Here is a 15,820-nt window from a genome sequence, read left to right as displayed (position 1 = left end):
TATAGAAACGATTGGCGAGGCGGGCAAAGGCGGCGCAAGAGAAGTGTGATCCGTGACGGATTCATTAGCGGAAATAAAGGAATTCGGGCGGGTAAGAGAAGAATAAACGCAGCGTCAGGCGACGCTGCGAGTCATGCATCAGCCGTGTTGCTCGAAGTAGCTTTCCAGGATGACGACCGCCGAGGCGGAGTCTACGCTGCCTTTGTTGAGCGCGCGAAAGCCGCCGCGCTCAAAGAGCCCGGCGCGGGCTTCCACGGTGCTTAAGCGTTCATCGTGCAGCGTTACTTTAATGCCGAAGCGGCCATGCAACCGGTTGGCGAAGGTGCGCGCGCGCGCCGTCAGCGGCTGCTCGGTGCCGTCCATATTCAGCGGCAGGCCGACGATGACGTCGTCCGGCTGCCACTCTTTCAGCAGCTTTTCTATGAGCGTCCAGTCCGGGTTGCCGTTTTGCGCTTTGATTGCAGTAAGCGGGCGGGCCGTGGCCGTCACGCGCTGCCCAATCGCCACGCCGATACTTTTCGTGCCGAAATCGAAGGCCAGCAGGGTACCGCTCATTACGCGTGCCCCGCTTCGCCAGGCATGGTGTGGATGTCGATGCCGATAAGCCTGGCGGCCTCGCGCCAGCGGTCGGCGATAGGCGTGCGGAACAGGATATTCAGATCCGCCGGCGCCGTGAGCCAGGCGTTTTCCAGGAGCTCTTCTTCAAGCTGGCCTTTCTCCCACGAAGAGTAGCCGAGCGCCACCAGCACATCATCGGGCTGTTCGGCGGTGCCGAGCGTTTCCAGCACGTCGCGCGACGTCGTAATCACGGTGTTATCGGAAATACGGATACTGGAGGAGAACGCATCCGGCGGCGTATGCAGGATAAAACCGCGGTCTTCGGCCAGCGGGCCGCCGAGAAACACAGGCCTGTCGAGACGGATCGCCGGGTCGCGCGGCTCCGGCGCGATTTTCAGTTTCTGAAGAACACCTTCCACCTGCAGATTTTCCAGAGGCTTGTTAATGATAAGGCCCATCGCGCCTTCATTGTTGTATTCGCAGATATACACCACGGAACGGCGGAACAGCGGGTCCTGAAGGGCCGGCATGGCAATGAGAAAATGGTGCTGTAAATTCATCGTCAAAAGTTCTGTAGTCCTGGTTGGAAAATCGGCAGATTCAGTATGCGGGGAAAGTGGCGAGCTGTCACCCCCGGCGGGGTAGCGGGCGGGAGCGACCCCGCCCGAAAGGCTTACTTAGCGAGGCGTTTTTCGATGGCGTCCATCAGCATGCCGGTAATGGAAACCGGGTACTGCGCTTCGATTTCACGCACGCAGGTGGGGCTGGTGACGTTAATTTCCGTCAGCTTGTCGCCGATGATATCGAGACCCACAAAAATCAGGCCTTTCGCTTTCAGCGTCGGCCCGACGCGACGGGCGATTTCCCAGTCGCTGTCCGTCAGCGGACGCGGTTCGCCACGACCGCCTGCCGCCAGGTTGCCGCGGGTTTCGCCGCCCTGCGGAATGCGCGCGAGGCAGTACGGCACCGGCTCGCCGTCCACGACCAGCACGCGCTTGTCGCCATCTTTAATCGCCGGCAGGTAGTTCTGCGCCATGCAGTAGCGACTGCCGAGCACCGTCAGAGTTTCCGCGATCACGGAAAGGTTCGGATCGCCTTCTTTCACGCGGAAAATCGACGCGCCGCCCATGCCGTCCAGCGGTTTTAAGATGATATCGCCATGCTTTTCCCAGAAGGCTTTAAGCTGCGCTTTGTTGCGCGTCACCAGCGTATGCGGGGTCAGATCGGCAAACCACGCGGTGAAGAGTTTCTCGTTGCAGTCGCGCAGGCTCTGGGGCTTGTTGACGATAAGCGTGCCTTTCTCTTCGGCGCGCTCAAGGATGTAAGTGGCGTAGATGAATTCGGTGTCGAACGGCGGATCTTTACGCATCAGCACCACGTCGAGATCGGCCAGCGCGATATCCTGCTCGGTGCCGAACTCGTACCATTTGTCGTAGTTCTGCTCGACGCTCACCAGACGCGTGCGGGCGCGGCCTTCGCCGTTATCCAGATACAGATCCGCCATCTCCATATAGTGGAGTTCATAGCCGCGGCGCTGCGCTTCCAGCAGCATGGCGAAGCTGGAATCTTTTTTGATGTTGATGTTTGCGATGGGGTCCATCACGATGCCGAGCTTGATCATTATTTTTCTCCTTTAGCCCAGATCGCCAAAGCGCACCTGCAGTGCGGTGATGGCGGTGAGCGCAGTGGTCTCTGTGCGCAAAACGCGTGGTCCTAACAGGATATCAGTAAATTGATAACGTGCGGTCATGGCAATTTCGTCGGCCGACAGGCCGCCTTCCGGGCCAATCAGCAGACGCACGCGCTCAACGGGCTGCGGCAGCGTGTTAATGCTGTGCGCGGCGCGCGGGTGCAGATTGAGCTTAAGGCCGGTGTCCGGCTCGGCGCACCAGGCTTCGAGATCCATCGCCGGGCGGATTTCCGGCACCACGTTGCGTCCGCACTGCTCGCAGGCGGCAATCGCGATTTTCTGCCACTGTTGCAGCTTCTTATTAAGACGCTCTTCATCAAGCTTAACGCCGCAGCGCTCGGAGAAGAGCGGGGTGATCACGCTGACGCCAAGCTCAATCGATTTCTGGATGGTGAATTCCATCTTCTCGCCGCGAGACATCACCTGGCCGAGATGTAAAAAGAGCGGCGATTCGCGGTTCGCCTCTTCGGCGCTCACCACGTTGACCAGCACGCTTTTTTTACTCGCCTGGGTGATTTCAGCGGCAAACACCTGGTTGCTGCCGTCGAACAGCTGCAGCGCCTGGCCTGCGCTCATGCGCAGCACCCGGCCAACGTGGTTCGCGGCGTCTTCATCAAGAGCGATTTCACGCCCGACGACCAACGGCTCGGGGTGATAGATGCGGGGAATTCGCATGGGCATTTTCCGGTAAACGGGCTTGCGGCATCGCGCGGCAAGCCCTGCGTTAACAATTGCCCGGTAGTGTAGGTTAGCGGTTTTGCCCCTGGCAAGCCTGCTGTACGTAGGGGTTATGGTTGCCCTGCACCTTCGCGATGCGTTCGTCGCGGGTGCACTCCCACGGCGTCACCGGGTAGAGCTTGTTCCAGGCCTCGAAAAGCTGGGTCTGGGCGCGCGACAGGTTGAGCTGATATTTATCGCGCATATAGAAATAGGTGCGCGCGATAGCGCCGCGGGCGCGGGCCGGCGGCTCTGCCTGTTTATTTTTAAAGTCGACTTTCATTTCGCACTGGCCGTACTGGCCTTCGCCGCCGCGCCACTGGCTATAGAGGAAATTGCCGCGATCGCCGTTCACTTCGCCGACGGCGGGTTGCAGGTTATGAAGATCGGTTTCCATTTCGCGATAGACCGGATCTTTATCGCAGTTTTTCCGCCCGCCATCCTGCCAGCACTGGCGCTGGTGGCCGAACTGCCACGCGGGCACTACGTGTTCCCATTCGATGCGCGACGCGCGATTTTCATTTTTCCGCACCTGATAGCCGCAGGCTTTGAGATCGGGGATCCCTTTTTTGCCCTGCCAGGTAATCGGGCAGCCGCAGTAGAAATCGCCAGGCGCGTCGGCGTTGATTTTCACGCCAGCGGCTTTGGCCTGGCTGAAACTATGAATGCCGGACGCCAGCGCGGCAGGCGCGGCGAAGGCGACGCACAGCGCCGCCGCCAGTGTAATTTTGCGAGACATCTTCCAGCTCCTTGTCCGAAGGTGTTCGCAACGTAACGAAGGCGGGCGCCGGAAGCAATCGGTTATTGCCAGAAATTTCCTGAAGGCGTCAGCTTTCCGCAACCAGCGTGTCGCCGCAGCGCACGCAGCGGTACTGGGTTTCGCCGCGTACGACGCGGTTATGACGGCGCACGGTGAGCTGATGCTGCTGGCAGCGACAGCGGTAGGGGAAGGTATTGGCGCGTACTGAATCGAGTTCAAACTGATGCGTGCGGCGCGCCGGGACGCCGAGCACGCTTTCCATCATCCATTTCCACTCTTTGCCGTGCGGCGGCACGCGGCCGAAATGCTTCCACACCAGCAGATGCGCCAGCTCGTGCGGCACCACTTCATTAATGAACGCCTGCTGGTTTTCCAGCAGCAGTACCGGGTTTAAGCGGATTTCATAACTTTCGAGCCAGGCGGTGCCTGCCGCGGTGCCGCGCTGCTGATAAACCAGTTTCGGTTCTGGATAGTTACGACCAAGCCTGAGGTTGGCGCGCGCGAGCGCCTCGCGCAGGCTGCGCATCACGGCCTGTTGAATGGCGATAGGGAGACGTGGGGTTTTCATAGCGAGAGGATAGAACTGAGGAGGGGATGGGCGCAAGAGGCGGGAGCCCCTTGCGCATACCGCCCGCGTGAACGGGCGGCAAGGTCAGGCTTAGTCGTTCGAACCGATGTCGCGCAGTTTACGGCCCTGCATCAGGTTACGTTCGATATGCTCCAGCGATACGTGCTTGGTTTCCGGCACCAGCCAGACGGTCAGCACGATGAAGAACAGGTTGAGACCGGCGTAGACCCAGAAGGTCGGCGCGTTGCCCAGCGTGTTGAGCATGGTGAGGAAGGTCGCCCCGACGATCATGTTCGCAATCCAGTTGGTCGTGGTGGAGAGCGTGATGCCGAAATCGCGGCCTTTCAGCGGCTGGATCTCAGAGCACAGCACCCAGATCAGCGGGCCGGCGCTCATGGCGAAACCGATAATGAACATCAGCAGCATCGCGACGGCGAAGTACTGGCCTGCCGGGCTGTCAATGCCCATGTGCAGCATGGTGCCGAGAATGCCCATACCTGCCGCCATGACGATAAAGCCCAGAATCAGCGTTGGCTTACGGCCCCAGCGGTCGACCAGACCGATGGCGATAAAGGTCGCCAGCACGTTAGTCAGACCGACAATCACGGTGCCCCACATCTGTTCGGTCGTGTTGGAGTAACCCGCCAGTTCAAAGATTTTCGGCGCGTAATACATGATGACGTTCATCCCCGTGAACTGCTGCATCACCTGCAACAGAATGCCGAGGAAGACCGCGCGGCGGAAGTTGCTGTTGTCTTTAAACAGCGCCCAGCCGCCCTGTTTCACCTTCAGGCTTTCACGGATTTCTTCCAGCTCGCGTTTGGCTTCGGCGCTGGAGTCACGCAGGCGCAGCAGAACGCGCTCGGCGTCGTGGAAGCGGCGTTTGGCGGCGAACCAGCGCGGGCTGTCCGGCAGGAAGAAGACGCCAATCAGCAGCAGGATAGCCGGAATGGTGATAACCCCCAGCATCCAGCGCCAGGCGCCGCTGTAGCTGAACGCGGTATCGGAGAGATAGGCGCCCAGAATACCGATGGTGATCATCAGCTGATACATGGAAATCATACTGCCGCGGATTTTCTCCGGCGCGATTTCAGAAAGGTACAGCGGCGCGGTGTAGGAGGCGATACCGACCGCAAGGCCCAGCAGCACGCGGGAGATAATCAGCACTTCGGCATTCGGCGCAAACGCCGAGCAAAGGGAGCCGATAACGAACAGCACGGAGCCAATCATCAGGCTGTATTTACGCCCGAGACGCGAAGAGAGCCAGCCGCTACCGACCGCGCCGACGGCGGCGCCGAACATCATGGAGCTGACCACCCACTCCTGCTGGTGCGGCGTGATATTGAAATCTTTGGCGATGAAGGGCAACGCGCCCGCGATCACGCCTATGTCGAGGCCGAAAAGAAGTCCTGCCAGGGCCGCAAGGAAACAGACGAAGAACGTCATGGCCTTGTGCGAACGCCCCTGTTTTTTATTGTCAGGCATACTGCCCTCCAGTTGGGTTATTGGTTTTATCGTGGTAAAGGGTAAGTTAGCGTAACGTAAAAATATGTGATATCAGTCACGTGCGTGTAATCGGTTACACTAGTGTCAACTTGCGTAAAGTACTTATCCCTTTTTTTATCAGTTAATTAGTGTAGCCAGAAACGAAGCGGAAGAAAGGAATTCAGACTAAACCGAAGCGGGATGTAACAGACAGCAGAAGGGACGTTTGCGTAAAGACAATTCTGAAAAAACGCCGCTTTTCTTGTTCATGTAATCGCTTCCAGTGAAATCCTGTCCGTCGCGCTGGCAGAAAGTATAGCCGCTGGCGGTAAACAAGAAGGGACAGGACGCCATACCGCCCGAAAAGCAAAAGGCCAGCACGAGGCTGGCCTTTGGGGATACCGCGCGGGGATTATTTCAGACCGGCAGCGTCGCGCAGCAGTTGCGCTTTGTCGGTTTTTTCCCACGGGAAGTGTTCGCGACCAAAGTGACCATAAGCGGCGGTCTCTTTGTAGATCGGGTGCAGCAGATCCAGCATCTGGATCAGGCCGTACGGACGCAGATCGAAGAACTCACGCACCAGCAGGGTGAGCTGCTCGGTTGCAATTTTCTCGGTGCCGAACGTTTCAACCATGATAGAAGTCGGCTCCGCCACGCCGATAGCGTAGGACACCTGGATCTCACAGCGGTCAGCCAGGCCTGCGGCCACGATGTTTTTCGCCACGTAACGCGCCGCGTAGGCTGCGGAACGGTCAACTTTAGACGGGTCCTTACCAGAGAACGCGCCGCCGCCGTGACGCGCCATGCCGCCGTAGGTGTCAACGATGATCTTACGACCGGTCAGACCGCAGTCGCCCATCGGCCCGCCGATAACGAAACGGCCCGTCGGGTTGATGAAATATTTGGTGGATTCATTCAGCCATTCCGCAGGCAGAACCGGCTTGATGATCTCTTCCATGACGGCGTCGTGCAGAACGCTCTGCTCGATGTCTTCCGCGTGCTGCGTGGACAGCACAACGGCATCGATACCCACGATTTTGCCGGCGTCATACTGGAACGTCACCTGGCTTTTCGCATCCGGGCGCAGCCACGGCAGCGTGCCGTTTTTACGCACTTCGGCCTGACGCTGCACCAGACGGTGCGCGTAGGTCACCGGCGCAGGCATCAGCACGTCGGTTTCGTTGGTGGCGTAGCCGAACATCAAACCCTGGTCGCCCGCGCCCTGTTCAAGCGGATCGGTGCGGTCAACGCCCTGGTTGATGTCCGGAGACTGTTTGCCGATAGCGCTCAGTACGGCGCAGGAGTTGGCGTCAAAGCCCATATCGGAATGAACGTAGCCGATTTCGCGTACGGTGTTGCGGGTAATCTCTTCGATATCGACCCACGCGCTGGTGGTGATCTCACCGCCGACCAGCACCATGCCGGTTTTCACGTAAGTTTCGCAGGCCACGCGTGCTTTTGGATCCTGCTCAAGAATGGCGTCCAGCACTGCATCGGAGATCTGGTCCGCAATTTTATCGGGATGTCCTTCTGAAACAGATTCAGAAGTAAAAAGGTGTTTTGCCATGTTTTGTATCACCCTGGATAAATCAATTAGCTCAGCATACCGTGTGTTGGTGCCATCTTAGAAGAAAATTCTGCGGCCATGCAGGTAAACACACAGGAAGGCTAAGTGTTAATCAGTATAGATGGATTAACATCTGGATGGCTATTCTAGGTTAAATCTTAAGCCGATTTCCAGCAGTTTTTGAGGCGCTGAACAATGTGTTTAACGCAGCGCTGGCAAGAATTCCTGACAAGGACGGCAAACGGCGCTTTTTTGTTTTGCTTTTTACCCCTGTTCCCGGTATAAAACGGCGCGCGCGGCTCCTGCAAAAAAGCGCACGGAAACCATCCCCGTGTCGCCACTTCCAGCCGGGCTGAGAGTGATTTTTAGCTTTGGCTTATCGCCGGTCTACAAGGGCTGGCGTGGAGGTGATACCAGATAATGAACCGCCGTTATTCGCTTAATCTGCCATGCCGTTCTGGCGTGCGCTTTTCCCCCGCAACCTGCATCTCTTTTTTGCAAACCTGCCGATGTTCTACCCATCTCGGCGCTTCTCAGGATTCCCGGGCCGGTCACGGCTTGCGATAACTGAACAAGGGCTCTCCTGACGTCAGGAGTTTTCTCGTGGTTTCGCCGACCCGTCATACGGAGTTCGGTAACGTGTTTTACAATGATATGAATAAGAAACCGGTCGCGCGGCAGGGTGGTCAGCACTATGTGCTGGATAACTCTGCTGTTTATGGGTTGTTATCACAGTGTAACGCTGCGATAGTAGTTAACTGTTTTACACTTTCGACAAAATTTGAGGTTCGCTATGTCTGACGACATCTTTTCATCTTCGCCTTCGTCAGCGGGCGAACAGGGTGTACTACGTTCCATGCAGGAGGTTGCAATGAGCTCCCAGGAAGCCAGCAAGATGCTGCGTACTTACAATATTGCCTGGTGGGGCAATAACTACTACGACGTCAATGAACTGGGCCATATCAGCGTATGCCCGGATCCTGACGTCCCCGAAGCGCGCGTCGATCTCGCGAGGCTGGTAAAGGAGCGTGAAGCCCAGGGCCAGCGTCTGCCTGCGCTGTTCTGTTTCCCGCAGATCCTGCAACATCGCCTGCGTTCCATTAACGCGGCGTTTAAGCGCGCCCGTGAATCTTACGGCTATAACGGCGACTACTTCCTGGTCTACCCGATTAAGGTGAACCAGCATCGTCGCGTTATCGAATCGCTGATCCACTCCGGCGAGCCGCTGGGTCTGGAAGCGGGCTCCAAAGCGGAGCTGATGGCGGTGTTGGCGCACGCGGGCATGACCCGCAGCGTGATCGTCTGTAACGGCTATAAAGACCGCGAATACATTCGTCTGGCGCTGATCGGCGAGAAGATGGGCCACAAGGTCTATCTCGTCATCGAGAAGATGTCGGAAATCAAAATCGTGCTGGAAGAAGCCGAGCGCCTGAACGTGATCCCGCGTCTTGGCGTGCGTGCGCGTCTCGCCTCGCAGGGCTCCGGCAAATGGCAGTCTTCCGGCGGCGAGAAATCGAAATTCGGCCTGGCGGCGACGCAGGTGCTGCAACTGGTTGAGATGCTGCGCGAGGCGGATCGTCTCGACAGCCTGCAACTGCTGCACTTCCACCTGGGCTCCCAGATGGCGAATATCCGCGATATCGCCACCGGCGTGCGCGAATCCGCCCGCTTCTATGTGGAGCTGCATAAGCTCGGCGTGAATATTCAGTGCTTCGACGTGGGCGGCGGCCTGGGCGTGGACTATGAAGGTACGCGCTCGCAGTCTGACTGCTCGGTCAACTATGGCCTGAACGAATACGCGAACAACATTATCTGGGCTATCGGCGACGCGTGTGAAGAGAACGGCCTGCCGCACCCGACGGTTATCACCGAATCGGGCCGCGCGGTAACCGCGCATCACACCGTACTGGTTTCCAATATCATCGGCGTTGAGCGTAACGAATATACCGAGCCTACCGCGCCGTCTGAAGACGCGCCGCGCCCGCTGCAAAGCATGTGGGAAACCTGGCAGGAGATGCACGAGCCAGGCACGCGCCGTTCGCTGCGCGAGTGGCTGCACGACAGCCAGATGGATCTGCACGATATTCATATCGGCTACTCTTCCGGGTCGTATTCGCTCCAGGATCGCGCCTGGGCGGAACAGCTCTATCTGAGCCTGTGCCAGGAAGTGCAGAAGCAGCTCGATCCGCAAAACCGCGCGCATCGCCCGATTATCGACGAACTGCAGGAGCGCATGGCGGATAAGATTTACGTCAACTTCTCGTTGTTCCAGTCGATGCCGGATGCCTGGGGTATCGATCAGCTCTTCCCGGTGCTGCCGCTGGAAGGTCTGAACCACGCGCCGACGCGCCGTGGCGTGCTGCTCGACATCACCTGCGATTCCGATGGCACTATCGATCACTACGTCGATGGCGACGGCATCGCGACCACCATGCCGCTGCCGGAATACGATCCGGAAAACCCGCCGCCGCTGGGCTTCTTTATGGTCGGCGCGTACCAGGAGATCCTGGGCAACATGCATAACCTCTTCGGCGATACCGAAGCGGTGGATGTGTTTGTATTCCCGGATGGCAGCGTGGAAGTGGAGCTTTCCGATGAAGGCGACACCGTGGCGGATATGCTGCGCTACGTCCAGCTCGACCCGGATACGCTGCTGACGCATTTCCGCGATCAGGTCAAACAGACCGATCTGGATGCCGCGCTGCAACAGCAGTTCCTGGAAGAGTTCGAGAGCGGCCTGTACGGCTACACCTATCTCGAAGACGAGTAATCAGGTTTCAGCCTCCTGCCGGTCAGGAGGCTGAAAAACGCGCGGCGAAATTTCCTGTTCTATACTGACGAGCATGAGCCGCGCGCTATTGAACCTGAACGAAAATCTGGCGATAATCCGCGCCAACACGCTGTACACGAATCCATCCCTTCCTCGTCGGGTTTAACGACGCGGAGGGGATTTTTTTTATCCCACGTCTCAACCTTAAAAAGAGGTCAGATTCATGAACACCTTAGGCCATCAGTACGACAACTCCCTGGTTTCCAACGCCTTTGGTTTTTTACGCCTGCCGTTGAATTTCATGCCGTATGACAGCGACGCCGAGTGGGTGATCACCGGCATTCCGTTCGATATGGCGACCTCCGGCCGCGCGGGCAGCCGCTTCGGGCCTGCCGCTATCCGCCAGGTGTCCACCAACCTTGCGTGGGAAGGCAACCGCTTCCCGTGGAACTTCGACATGCGTAAGCGCCTGAACGTCGTGGACTGCGGCGATCTGGTCTACGCGTTCGGCGACGCGCGCGAGATGAGCGAGAAACTCCAGGCGCATGCGGAAAAACTGCTGGCGGCCGGTAAGCGTATGCTCTCTTTCGGTGGCGACCACTTCGTGACGCTGCCGCTGCTGCGCGCCCACGCGAAGCACTTCGGTAAAATGGCGCTGGTGCATTTCGACGCGCATACCGACACCTACGCGAACGGCTGTGAATTTGACCACGGCACCATGTTCTACACCGCGCCGAACGAAGGCCTGATCGATCCGACCCGCTCTGTGCAGATCGGTATCCGTACCGAGTTCGATAAAGACAACGGCTTTACCGTGCTGGATGCGCCGCAGGTGAACGACCGCACCGTTGATGACGTAGTCGCGCAGGTGAAACAGATTGTCGGCGATATGCCGGTATACCTGACGTTCGACATCGACTGCCTGGATCCGGCGTTCGCACCGGGCACCGGCACGCCGGTGATCGGCGGCCTGACCTCCGATCGCGCGCTGAAACTGCTGCGTGGCATCCAGGATCTGAACATCGTCGGTATGGATATCGTGGAAGTGGCGCCGGCTTACGATCAGTCGGACATCACCGCACTGGCGGCGGCGACGCTGGCGCTGGAAATGCTCTACATCCAGGCGGCGAAAAAAGGCGAGTAATTTACGCCCGGCCCGGCAGCGTAACGTTCAGCCGGGCTGGCAGTCTTAGCAAAAACGCCGGACAAGGCGAAACCCTGTCCGGCGTTTTCTTTTATATAACTAAAGCTGCTTATTTCAGCCCGTCTGCCTTCATACGATCGCGAATATGCTGCGCGCGCGCTTCCGAGGCCGGATGATCGTCAAACATGGAGCTCTGACGGCCTTTTTCCAGCTTCGCGAGTTTCTCAAAGCTGGTGGCAAGCCCTGACGGGTTAATACCGCGTTTACGCAGCAGATCGTAGGAGTAGTCATCCGCTTCGGATTCCTGACGCTGCGAGAACTGCGCGTTCACCAGTTTTTCGCCAAGCTCGCCTAAATCGGACTGCGACAGGCTGCCGACGATACCGCCTGCGGAAGCGGCCGCGCCGCGTATCGCGTTGGTGCCCAGCGCCACCTGCATCCCGCGTTTCACATGGCCCAGCGCGACGTGGCCCATTTCATGGCCAATCACCGCTTCCACTTCGTTATCGCTCATCATGTCCATCAGCCCGCTGTAAACGCGGATGCAGCCGTTGGCCATCGCGAAGGCGTTAACGTCTTTTTCTTCGTAAACCTTGTAGTTCACCGGCTGGCCGTTGATGTTATCGCCCAGCGCCGCGGCGATTTTGTTCAGGCGCTGCGTATACTGGCTGTTCGCTGGCGCGATTTTCGCTTTGCTGTCCTGCGATTTACAGGCTTCGTCGCTCAGCGCTTTTACCTGCGCGTCGCTTAAGGTGTAGGCCTGGAACGCCTCGGCGCCTGAACTCAGCAGGCCGTTGGAATTCATATTTTGGCAACCGCTCAGCAGGGCTGCTGCGGTCATGCTCAGTACTATCGCGCGCATTTTCATCGTTATGCTTCCACGCTCCATTGAGGTTTTCATTATTGTCGCCGCGAAGCGGCTTCGTTGACGTGCGGCTAAGTATAAAGAGGTTTGCGCACCTGCGGCGAGTGGGTTGCGCAAACTGCGAGCGGCTTCCAGAGATTTCTTAGCGCACAAAAGGATGCTCCATGTACATGCCCAGCCGCTTGGGTTACATTGTGGGACAATTTTTCGGGCGTAGCCCATAACGCGTAGTAGTCAAGCCGTTAACAAGGCGTGGCCTTCAACTATCCGATCTGGAGTCAAAATGTCCTCTCGTAAAGAGCTTGCCAATGCTATTCGTGCGCTCAGCATGGACGCAGTACAAAAAGCCAAATCCGGCCATCCGGGTGCCCCGATGGGCATGGCTGACATTGCCGAAGTCCTGTGGCGTGATTTCCTGAACCATAACCCGCAGAACCCGTCCTGGGCCGACCGCGACCGCTTCGTGCTGTCCAACGGTCACGGCTCTATGCTGATTTACAGCCTGCTGCACCTCACCGGTTACGATCTGCCGATCGAAGAGCTGAAAAACTTCCGTCAGCTGCATTCCAAAACGCCGGGTCACCCGGAAGTCGGTTACACGCCGGGCGTGGAGACCACCACCGGTCCGCTGGGGCAGGGGATTGCGAACGCGGTCGGTATGGCTATCGCCGAGCGCACGCTGGCGGCGCAGTTCAACCGCCCGGGGCATGACATTGTCGACCATTACACCTACACCTTCCTGGGTGACGGCTGCATGATGGAAGGCATCTCCCACGAAGTCTGCTCGCTGGCGGGTACGCTGGGCCTCGGCAAGCTGGTGGCGTTCTACGACGACAACGGCATCTCCATCGACGGCCACATTGAAGGCTGGTTCACCGACGATACCGCGAAACGCTTTGAAGCCTACGGCTGGCATGTGGTGCGCGGCGTGGACGGCCACGACGCCGACGCCATCAAACGCGCCATTGAAGAAGCGCGTTCTGTTACCGACAAACCGTCTCTGCTGATGTGCAAAACCGTTATCGGTTTCGGCTCGCCGAACAAAGCAGGCACCCATGATTCCCACGGCGCGCCGCTGGGCGAAGCCGAAGTGGCCGCCACCCGCGAACAGCTGGGCTGGAAATATGAGCCGTTTGTGATCCCGCAGGAAATCTACGCGCAGTGGGATGCCAAAGAGATGGGCCAGGTGAAAGAAAGCGCCTGGAACGAAAAATTCGCCGCCTACGCGAAAGCATTCCCGCAGGAAGCTGCTGAATTTACCCGCCGTATGAAAGGCGAAATGCCGGCGGATTTCGCTGCGAAAGCGCAGGCGTTCATCGCGAACCTGCAGGCGAATCCGGCGAAAATCGCCAGCCGCAAAGCGTCTCAGAACGCCATTGAGGCCTTCGGCAAACTGCTGCCGGAATTCCTGGGCGGCTCTGCGGATCTCGCGCCGAGCAACCTGACCATCTGGTCTGGCTCAAAGGCTATTAATGAAGATGCCGCAGGCAACTACATTCACTACGGCGTGCGCGAATTCGGCATGACCGCCATCGCGAACGGTATCGCGCTGCATGGCGGTTTCCTGCCGTACACCTCGACCTTCCTGATGTTCGTGGAATATGCCCGTAATGCGGTGCGTATGGCCGCGCTGATGAAACAGCGTCAGGTGATGGTCTACACCCACGACTCCATCGGTCTCGGCGAAGACGGCCCGACCCACCAGCCGGTTGAACAGCTGGCGGCGCTGCGCGTGACCCCGAACATGAGCACATGGCGTCCGTGCGACCAGGTGGAATCTGCGGTAGCGTGGAAATACGCGGTTGAGCGCCACGATGGCCCGACGGCGCTGATCTTCTCTCGTCAGAACCTGGCGCAGCAGGAACGTAGCGAGCAGCAGCTGGCGGATATCGCCCGCGGCGCCTACATCCTGAAAGACTGCGACGGTCAGCCGCAGATCATCTTCATCGCCACCGGCTCTGAAGTTGAACTGGCTGTCGCCGCCGCCGATAAACTGGCCGCCGAAGGCGTGAAAGCGCGTGTGGTTTCCATGCCGTCCACCGACGTCTTCGACAAGCAAGATGCCGCTTACCGCGAAGCTGTACTGCCGAAAGCGGTCAGCGCGCGCGTGGCTATCGAAGCCGGCATCGCCGACTACTGGTTCAAATACGTTGGCCTGAACGGCGCTGTCGTGGGTATGACCACCTTCGGCGAATCCGCACCGGCGGAGCAGCTGTTTGAAGAGTTCGGCTTTACCGTGGATAACGTGGTAAGCCAGGCGAAAGCGCTGCTGTAATCGCTCATGGCGTTATAAAACGAACGGGAGGCCTGCGCCTCCCGTTTTTTATGGGCTCAGTCGCCCGGATATTTCTCACGCATCGCAATAGCGAACGGTGAGTTGTCGTAGTCTGATATCGGCCAGTCGCGATAGTCCAGCAAGTCATCCGCCATCTCCTGAATCACCGCGTTAAGCTCAAGCCGCGCCAGCCACGTTTGCGGTATGGCCGTGATGCCATACATTGCGCCGAGTAAGTTTCCGGCTATCGCGCCGGTGGAATCTGAATCGCCGTCGTGGTTTACCGCCATCAGTACGCCCTCTTCAAACGCGCGGGCGCGTAGCGCGCAAAACAGCGCGATGGCGAGCGCCTCTTCGGCCACCCAGCCTTCGCCCAGTTTTTTGATAGCCTCCTGCGGGGCGAGCGGCGCCGCGGCGAGCGAGCGCGCATGCTCCAGCGCCCGTCCTGTTTCTTCATGCTGCGGCGCGCTTTTCAGTAAATCCAGCGAATGCGTCAGCGCAGCGTCAAGTGATTCGCCCTGAACGAGCTGCAAAACCAGCGTCGCCAGTACCCCGCCGGTGAGATAGCCAGTCGGATGCCCGTGCGTGAGCGCGGCAAGCTGGCAACCGGTGTCAAACGCCGCTTTCAGTAAATCGCCGCCCGGGTAACGCATATAAAAAAGCCCCACCGGCGCCACGCGCATGACGCCGCCGCAGCCCTTGCTGTTATTACGGGCCGGTTCGCCGAAGGCGCGCATCTCGCGCAGTGCGCTGAGGCACGTATTGCCCGGCGCGCGGGCATGGAAGAGGGCGTTATGCCCGATAAGCCAGCCGGATAACTGCGTTTTATCCAGCAGATTGTGGCGATTGCGCTCGCCCTGCGTCAGCAGCCAGCGCAAATATGCGTGAGCGGTTACCGCCGTGAATGACGGGCCGATGCCGCGCATCGCCGCGCGCATCCAGGCCCGCAGTAATCCTTCGGCGGTAAAGAGCGTCATTTGCGTATCGTCCGTGATTTTTCCGCTGCCGCCCCAGGCGTGCCCGTAATCCGTGACGCCCGGCGCCCCGAAGCGCGTGGTGATTTCCGCCCGGCTTAAAAATTCCACCGGGCCGCCGAGCGCATCGCCCACCGCGCCGCCGAGCAGACAGCCGCGAAATCGCGCGCGCAGGGGCGTCAGGTTTGCCGCGTTTTCGTTCTCTTCTGGATACGCCATCACTGTCCCTTTGTTACTGTGGAGTCGCCACCATTGTAGGACGCGGCGGCAGGCGCGTAACGTCCAGATTTGCTCCCTTCACAGGCTTTATCCGTCTGTTATTCATCGCAACTGGTGCAACGGTGGAATTTATTCCAGAAAAAATGTGACGCAGGTCAGAAGTTAGTGTCATTTCGCCGCGGTATCATTCCTTTTATTCCATGTTTCGCTTATTCTTGCTGAAGCGTT

At 58.6% G+C, this 15,820-nt stretch carries 15 protein-coding genes; 5 read left to right on the top strand and 10 right to left on the bottom strand.

Annotated elements, in window-relative coordinates:
• Window positions 1-138 precede the first annotated feature (138 nt).
• From ruvX to metK, 8 genes are all read right to left on the bottom strand, one after another.
• Complete coding sequence (ruvX, locus tag AFK65_RS16080; protein ID WP_007870755.1) at window positions 139-555, bottom strand: Holliday junction resolvase RuvX; 417 nt, start codon at window positions 553-555, stop codon at window positions 139-141.
• The gene (locus AFK65_RS16075) at window positions 555-1,118 is read right to left on the bottom strand and encodes a YqgE/AlgH family protein (RefSeq protein ID WP_038856354.1); all 564 of its coding nucleotides are present in this window, start codon (window positions 1,116-1,118) and stop codon (window positions 555-557) included. The genes ruvX and AFK65_RS16075 overlap by 1 nt, the downstream gene beginning before the upstream one ends.
• Window positions 1,119-1,231: 113 nt before the next feature.
• The gene (gene gshB, locus AFK65_RS16070) at window positions 1,232-2,179 is read right to left on the bottom strand and encodes a glutathione synthase (protein ID WP_004385632.1); all 948 of its coding nucleotides are present in this window, start codon (window positions 2,177-2,179) and stop codon (window positions 1,232-1,234) included.
• A 12-nt stretch (window positions 2,180-2,191) separates the two neighbouring features.
• On the bottom strand, window positions 2,192-2,923 hold the full coding sequence (rsmE, locus tag AFK65_RS16065) for a 16S rRNA (uracil(1498)-N(3))-methyltransferase (protein ID WP_007701531.1): 732 nt from the start codon (window positions 2,921-2,923) through the stop codon (window positions 2,192-2,194).
• 73 nt (window positions 2,924-2,996) lie between these two features.
• A complete protein-coding gene (gene endA / locus AFK65_RS16060) occupies window positions 2,997-3,704 on the bottom strand; it encodes a deoxyribonuclease I (protein ID WP_007849015.1) in 708 nt (235 codons plus the stop codon).
• Window positions 3,705-3,792: 88 nt separating this feature from the next.
• Window positions 3,793-4,293, bottom strand: a complete 501-nt coding sequence (locus AFK65_RS16055; protein WP_032804913.1) for a SprT family zinc-dependent metalloprotease — start codon at window positions 4,291-4,293, stop codon at window positions 3,793-3,795.
• Between the two features lie 90 nt (window positions 4,294-4,383).
• Window positions 4,384-5,778 carry a sugar porter family MFS transporter gene (locus AFK65_RS16050; RefSeq protein ID WP_007701521.1) on the bottom strand — a complete coding sequence of 465 codons (1,395 nt, stop codon included), beginning with the start codon at window positions 5,776-5,778 and terminating at the stop codon, window positions 4,384-4,386.
• Between the two features lie 412 nt (window positions 5,779-6,190).
• On the bottom strand, window positions 6,191-7,345 hold the full coding sequence (metK, locus tag AFK65_RS16045) for a methionine adenosyltransferase (RefSeq protein ID WP_007701516.1): 1,155 nt from the start codon (window positions 7,343-7,345) through the stop codon (window positions 6,191-6,193).
• A gap of 420 nt (window positions 7,346-7,765) precedes the next feature.
• Here metK and AFK65_RS22490 point away from each other — a divergent pair, with 420 nt between their 5' ends.
• From AFK65_RS22490 to speB, 4 genes are all read left to right on the top strand, one after another.
• The gene (locus AFK65_RS22490; protein WP_419715444.1) at window positions 7,766-7,912 is read left to right on the top strand and encodes a hypothetical protein; all 147 of its coding nucleotides are present in this window, start codon (window positions 7,766-7,768) and stop codon (window positions 7,910-7,912) included.
• Between the two features lie 87 nt (window positions 7,913-7,999).
• Entirely contained in the window at window positions 8,000-8,146 is a 147-nt protein-coding gene (yqgB, locus tag AFK65_RS21285) for an acid stress response protein YqgB (RefSeq protein WP_004385639.1), read from the top strand.
• Entirely contained in the window at window positions 8,139-10,115 is a 1,977-nt protein-coding gene (gene speA / locus AFK65_RS16040) for a biosynthetic arginine decarboxylase (RefSeq protein WP_032804912.1), read from the top strand. The genes yqgB and speA overlap by 8 nt, the downstream gene beginning before the upstream one ends.
• A gap of 223 nt (window positions 10,116-10,338) precedes the next feature.
• Window positions 10,339-11,259 (top strand): agmatinase, encoded by a 921-nt coding sequence (speB, locus tag AFK65_RS16035; protein WP_007796132.1) that lies wholly within the window; start codon window positions 10,339-10,341, stop codon window positions 11,257-11,259.
• A gap of 109 nt (window positions 11,260-11,368) precedes the next feature.
• Here the strand turns inward: speB and loiP are convergent, their stop codons facing one another.
• Complete coding sequence (loiP, locus tag AFK65_RS16030) at window positions 11,369-12,127, bottom strand: metalloprotease LoiP (RefSeq protein WP_032804911.1); 759 nt, start codon at window positions 12,125-12,127, stop codon at window positions 11,369-11,371.
• Window positions 12,128-12,407: 280 nt separating this feature from the next.
• Between loiP and tkt the strand changes: the two genes are divergently transcribed.
• The gene (gene tkt, locus AFK65_RS16025) at window positions 12,408-14,399 is read left to right on the top strand and encodes a transketolase (protein WP_038856357.1); all 1,992 of its coding nucleotides are present in this window, start codon (window positions 12,408-12,410) and stop codon (window positions 14,397-14,399) included.
• A gap of 56 nt (window positions 14,400-14,455) precedes the next feature.
• On the opposite strand, the gene AFK65_RS16020 is transcribed toward tkt, so the two are convergent.
• Window positions 14,456-15,592, bottom strand: coding sequence for an ADP-ribosylglycohydrolase family protein (locus AFK65_RS16020; RefSeq protein ID WP_038856360.1), 1,137 nt, complete (start codon window positions 15,590-15,592; stop codon window positions 14,456-14,458).
• Window positions 15,593-15,820 lie beyond the last annotated feature (228 nt).

Source organism: Cronobacter universalis NCTC 9529 (genome assembly GCF_001277175.1).
GTDB lineage: Bacteria > Pseudomonadota > Gammaproteobacteria > Enterobacterales > Enterobacteriaceae > Cronobacter > Cronobacter universalis.
Note: the sequence above shows the minus strand (reverse complement) of the source record. Positions and strands in the feature narration are given on the sequence as shown.